General features: G+C 39.5%; 4 protein-coding genes and 1 pseudogene. 4 read left to right on the top strand and 1 reads right to left on the bottom strand.

Annotated features, from left to right (window positions below):
- Nucleotides 1-493: 493 nt before the first annotated feature.
- Entirely contained in the window at nt 494-1,006 is a 513-nt protein-coding gene (locus ACOVQQ_RS13020) for a metallophosphoesterase family protein (protein ID WP_421818574.1), read from the top strand.
- Nucleotides 1,007-1,047: 41 nt separating this feature from the next.
- Here ACOVQQ_RS13020 and ACOVQQ_RS13015 read toward each other — a convergent pair whose 3' ends face one another.
- Nucleotides 1,048-1,455, bottom strand: a complete 408-nt coding sequence (locus tag ACOVQQ_RS13015; protein ID WP_421818573.1) for a DUF4293 domain-containing protein — start codon at nt 1,453-1,455, stop codon at nt 1,048-1,050.
- Nucleotides 1,456-1,640: 185 nt separating this feature from the next.
- On the opposite strand from ACOVQQ_RS13015, the gene rho reads away from it, so the two are divergent.
- The 3 genes and pseudogenes from rho to ACOVQQ_RS13000 all read left to right on the top strand — a co-directional run.
- The gene (gene rho / locus ACOVQQ_RS13010; protein WP_421818572.1) at nt 1,641-3,380 is read left to right on the top strand and encodes a transcription termination factor Rho; all 1,740 of its coding nucleotides are present in this window, start codon (nt 1,641-1,643) and stop codon (nt 3,378-3,380) included.
- Between the two features lie 124 nt (nt 3,381-3,504).
- Nucleotides 3,505-4,347 carry a M15 family metallopeptidase gene (locus ACOVQQ_RS13005; protein WP_421818571.1) on the top strand — a complete coding sequence of 281 codons (843 nt, stop codon included), beginning with the start codon at nt 3,505-3,507 and terminating at the stop codon, nt 4,345-4,347.
- An 80-nt stretch (nt 4,348-4,427) separates the two neighbouring features.
- A pseudogene (locus ACOVQQ_RS13000) lies at nt 4,428-5,764 on the top strand (sigma-54-dependent transcriptional regulator); the annotation flags it as partial.

Below are 5,764 nucleotides of genomic sequence, written 5' to 3'. Positions count from 1 at the left end.
AGCCTGTCGAAGGCTGGTGCAATTTTTAGGCGGCTTGACACGTTCTGTGCTTTCCTCACCGGCGAAACATTCCACCAAATTCTGTGAACTTCGGTGTATTCTGCGCGCTTAAAAAAAGCTGCTGTCTCAGCTTGTCGAAGGCTGGCGTTGTTTGCATTGTGAAAAACTTTGTGAAACATTGTGCTCCTTAAATCTTTTTATCTCGAAATTTCGAAATCACAAAATTTTTCCTAATTACGGTTTTTCCGTAAAATTTATTTCTGGGATTTTCGTACGTGGGAATCGCTCCCCATCCCACCCGCCCCCATCAAAGCGAAGTTTTGAAAAAAAATCGACATACCATTACGGGTTTTCCGCATATTTTTTAAAAACGTCAATTCGAATTCAAAAACACACTTTTCTTGAATTAAAATAGGTCGAAAGTGATTGCTTGCCTTATTTTTGAGCAATTAATTGAACTGCGGATTCCGCTTTTTTTAGCAACCGAAGCATTATGAAAATTCTGGTTTTATCGGATACTCACGGACATATCGACGAACGTATTTTAGAATACGCGTCAAAAGCCGACGAAGTTTGGCATGCAGGTGATATCGGAAACCTTTCGGTTGTCGATCAACTTGAAAAAGTGGCGAAACTTCGAGCAGTTTTCGGAAACATCGACGGACAGTCGGCCCGCCTCCGGTTTCCGGAAAACAATTTTTTTGAAGTCGACGGTTTAAGTGTGCTTATCCGACACATTTGTGGTTATCCCGGAACCTACAATCAAATCACGCGGTCTTTAATTGAGACAAACAAACCAAAAATGGTGATTTGCGGACATTCGCATATATTAAAAGTGATGAGAGATCCGAGATACCAGCACTTGCACATGAATCCAGGTGCCTGCGGAATCAGTGGCTTTCATCAAATTCGTACCATGCTCCGTTTTGAGATTGAAGCTGCTAAACCAACGAATCTAGAAGTAATCGAATTGGGCGCGCGACACATAAAAAAAAGTCCAGTATAACACCGGACTTTTCTTCGCACTAATAAACTAAGTTTACAGGTTTACCGTATTCGATCTACAGATTTTACAAGATCTTCATCCCTTTTGATGGCCTTGTTGGCTAACGCCAAACAAACGATAGAAACAATAGGAAGGAAGCTCCCAATACCTTTCACAGAACCTAGAGGTCCTCCAGATAAATTTAGCAATCGATATACAAGTACTCCTAATAAAATTACATGAATTAAAATGTTCAGACGACCAAGTACAAATTGCTGCTTACGATTCTTATAACTCAGCAAACTCACCACACTCAGCATGGCCGAAAGTCCAAACAGCATACTAAATTCAATCTTGCTAAATGCAAAAATATCGTTTCCATTATCAACATACATTGGAGATAAAAACGATACAACTCCCGACAAAAAGAAGGCAATTATTAAATAAACAGTTTGTATCCGCTGTAACATATTTACTACTCTGAACACTGCAAATGTATAAGCTCTTTTTTAAAAAAACCTTGTATTTACTAGAAATTAATTTGTAATATTGCAGCACAAAGGCATAAGTACTTCATTTTATGTCTTTTGTTTCTAAAAATTCTAAGCAACATTTTTTTACTCACAATTCCCTATCTAAACTTATCCGGAAATCTATGTTCGATAGTTCCAAACTAAAGGCAATGAAGCTGCCTGAGTTGCAAGAAATTGCGAAAGCTTCTCAACAAATTAAATATCACGGCGTTAAAAAAGAAGCTCTAATTGAAAGTATTCTTGCTTTACAAAATCAGGATTCTAAAACCGCAGATGTAAACGTTGAACCTAAAAGCGAAAAACGAGGTCGCAAGCGTAAGGATACTAATGATGCGGGATCGCAAGTTCCGCTTTTTGAAGAAGTTCCTACTGAACAGCCTATTGCCGAAACCGCTAAGCCAGTTTTGGAAGCCGCTGATAATCAGGTAAACGAACCAGCAGTTGCGTACCAAAACAATAACGATCGCCAAAAGAATTTCAATAAAAAGAAATTTGAGCCCAGAGCGCCAAAACCTTTCGGTAAACGTTCGGAACAGTTTTCGGAAAATACTCCGCCAAAAGCTGAAAACACTGATCCTGCTGAAGAAGCTACGTCAACACCCGTACAGGTTAAGTCTGCACCCTTTCAAAAAAATCAGAACGAGCAACGAAATAACTTCCAAAACCAAAATTCGCTAGCGAGTAACGGTAACAATCCAAACGGAAACTTTAAAAAGAAACCTGCATACAAAGACGCCGATTACGAATTTGATGGCATCATCGAATCTGAAGGCGTTCTCGAAATGATGCCTGATGGATATGGTTTTCTTCGTTCTTCGGATTACAACTACTTGGCTTCACCAGACGATATTTATCTCTCAACTTCACAAATACGTTTGTTTGGTCTGAAAACAGGTGATACTGTCAAAGGCGTGGTGCGTCCGCCGAAAGAAGGAGAGAAGTTTTTCCCTCTAGTTAAAGTTTTGAAAATCAACGGACACGATCCGCAAATTGTTCGCGACCGAATTGCTTTCGAACACTTAACTCCCGTTTTCCCACAAGAAAAATTTCGCTTAGCTGAAAAACAAAGTTCTATTTCTACACGAATCATCGATTTATTTGCACCGATAGGTAAAGGACAACGCGGTATGATTGTCGCCCAACCGAAAACAGGTAAAACGATGTTGTTGAAAGATATTGCAAATGCAATTGCTGCAAATCACCCCGAAGTTTATCTATTGGTATTGCTAATCGACGAGCGTCCGGAAGAGGTAACCGATATGCAGCGTTCTGTTCGCGGCGAAGTTATTGCATCGACCTTTGATCGCGAGCCGCAAGAGCACGTGAAAATTGCGAATATCGTTCTTGAAAAAGCCAAACGATTGGTTGAATGCGGACACGATGTTGTGATTCTACTCGATTCGATAACACGTTTAGCCAGAGCGTACAACACGGTACAACCTGCGTCAGGTAAAGTACTTAGTGGTGGTGTCGACGCTAATGCACTTCAGAAACCAAAACGATTTTTCGGTGCTGCTCGTAATGTCGAAAACGGCGGATCACTGTCGATTATCGCCACAGCACTTACCGAGACAGGTTCTAAAATGGACGAAGTGATTTTTGAAGAGTTCAAAGGAACTGGAAATATGGAATTGCAATTAGATCGTAAAATTGCCAATAAGCGTATTTTCCCTGCGATTGACCTAATGTCGTCATCTACACGTCGCGATGACATGCTACTCGACGAAAAAACATTGCAACGTATGTGGATCATGCGTAAATATTTGTCGGATATGAACCCGGTGGAGGCCATGGATTTTGTTAACGACAGATTCAAGAAAACCCGAAATAATGAAGAGTTTTTGATTTCGATGAACGATTAAAAACCAAACTTCACGAGATAAAATCGGCAACAAGATTTTAGCAAAAAAGGTACTTTAAGTCAAATTCGTATTTGTTTAAAGTTCAAGTTATAGAAGTTAGTTTACAAGCTAATTTCCACTACCTTTGGAAAGCTACATCCTTGTTGCCGATTTTTTTATGATAAACTTTAGTCGTTTTAAATCACTATTAGCCATATTTCCAGCTGTTTATTTCGCTTTTTTCGCTTACGCAGAAAAGAATAATACTTCGCAGAAAAAAGATGTACGTTTTGCAGGTAAAAATTACAATCAAAGTTCACATTCTTTTAGTAAAGATTACTTAATAGGGAAGTTTATTCCGGCTTCACATCCCGATTTTTCTATTATTCCTGAACAGTATTCCACGAAAAAAGATTTGTTTTTGCGTCGCGAAGTGTTAGACGCATTCCAACAAATGCATACAAAAGCAGCGCAAGAAGGAATCTCCCTAAAAATAATTTCTGCCACTCGAAACTTCACGTATCAAAAGAAGATTTGGGAGAAGAAATGGCGCGGTCAAACGCTTGTTTCTGGAAAGAATCTTGCGATAACAGTCAAAAATCCGGTACATCGCGCAAAAATCATCATGAAATACAGCGCTATGCCTGGAACTTCACGTCATCACTGGGGAACAGACATAGATATTAATAGCGTTTCACCTTCCTACTTCGAAACCCAAAAAGGAAAAAAGGAATATCAATGGTTAGTTGAGCATGCAGCAACTTACGGATTTTGTCAGGTTTATAACGAAAAAGGCGCTAATCGTTCCAGCGGTTATGAGGTTGAAAAATGGCATTGGAGTTATATGCCTACTGCAAAGAAGCTCCTTCGAGAGTATCAATCACAAATTAGTGAAACCGACATCTCTGGTTTTTTAGGTGCAGAGACAGCCAAAAAACTGAAAGTGGTTGAAACCTACGTATTGGCAATAAACTCGAATTGTAATTAAACTTTTTTAAAAACGGCTTCCGAAGAACGCTAGCTACACAAAAGAACTGTTTTACCTTTGCAATTCAGTTTTTATAATACATTTTGAGAAAAATCTTAATTATAGACGACGAGGAGAAGCTACGTGGGTTGCTAGCTAGAATCATTAGCTTGGAAGGTTTCGAAGTACATCAAGCTAGTGATAAAAAATCAGGTCTTCGTAAATTAACACAAACCGACGTGGATGTGGTTTTATGCGACGTCAAGCTTCCCGATGCATTTGGAATTGATTTGGCGAAGGAAATTAAAACCAGTTCTCCGACTACCGAAGTCATATTGCTTACCGCTTACGGAAACATTCCCGATGGCGTTCAAGCGATAAAAAATGGCGCCTTCGATTATCTAACCAAAGGAGACGATAACAACAAGATAATTCCGTTATTGTATCGTGCGTTAGAGAAAGTTGATTTATCGAAACGTGTTGCAAATCTGGAGCAACAACTTGGAAATAAACATTCGTTTGATAAAGTTATTGGTACATCAAAAGCGATAAAAGATGCTGTAGCCTTGGCGCAGCGAGTAGCAACGACCGATACCACTGTTTTACTCACTGGAGAAACTGGAACTGGAAAAGAGGTTTTCGCACAAGCAATTCATCACGCTAGTAACCGATCCAAAAATAATTTCGTAGCTATAAATTGCTCTGCTTTTAGCAAAGAATTGTGAGAAAGCGAAATGTTTGGGCATCGTGCTGGGGCATTCACCGGTGCTATGAAAGATCAAAAAGGTCTTTTTGAAGCCGCGAATAACGGCACAATTTTCTTGGATGAAATCGGTGAAATGGCAATCGATCTACAAGCGAAATTGCTCCGAGTTTTGGAAACAGGAAGTTTTATTCGCGTAGGCGATTCGACACCCACTAAAGTAAATGTACGCATTATTGCTGCCACCAATCGCGATCTAAATGATGAAATTCAAAGGGGTAATTTTCGTTCCGATTTGTTTTATCGTATTTCGGTATTTCAAATTCATTTACCACCCTTACGCGAACGAAATTCCGATATTGAAGCACTTGCCAAACTGTTTTTAGAAAAAGCCTCAGCAAAAACAAACAAACGAATTACAACGGTCGATCCAAACTATTTTCAAGCCCTACAAGCGCATGAGTGGAAAGGGAATATCCGTGAATTGAAAAATGTCGTTGAAAGAAGCGTTATTTTAGCAGATTCGCAAATTACGATCGAGCATCTTCCAGCCGACTTTCAATTGGCAACAACTGCAGTTGTAAAAAGTAAGACACTCTCGGCTTTTGAACTTGCAAGCGCAGAGAAAATTCACATTCAGAAAGTTCTTAATTACACAAACGGCAACAAAACAAAAACTGCTGAATTACTCGGAGTTGCACTAACAACGCTGTATCGCAAAATCCAAGAATACGA

Origin of the sequence: Flavobacterium sp. (genome assembly GCF_049240005.1) — a bacterium.
Taxonomy (GTDB): Bacteria; Bacteroidota; Bacteroidia; order Flavobacteriales; family Flavobacteriaceae; genus Flavobacterium.
Note: the sequence above shows the minus strand (reverse complement) of the source record. Positions and strands in the feature narration are given on the sequence as shown.

Excerpts from the sequence above, each read along its gene's own strand:
- rho (WP_421818572.1), top strand. The coding sequence starts at position 1,641 with ATGTTCGATAGTTCCAAACTAAAGGCAATGAAGCTGCCTGAGTTGCAA.
- ACOVQQ_RS13015 (WP_421818573.1), bottom strand. The coding sequence starts at position 1,455 with ATGTTACAGCGGATACAAACTGTTTATTTAATAATTGCCTTCTTTTTG.
- ACOVQQ_RS13020 (WP_421818574.1), top strand. The coding sequence starts at position 494 with ATGAAAATTCTGGTTTTATCGGATACTCACGGACATATCGACGAACGT.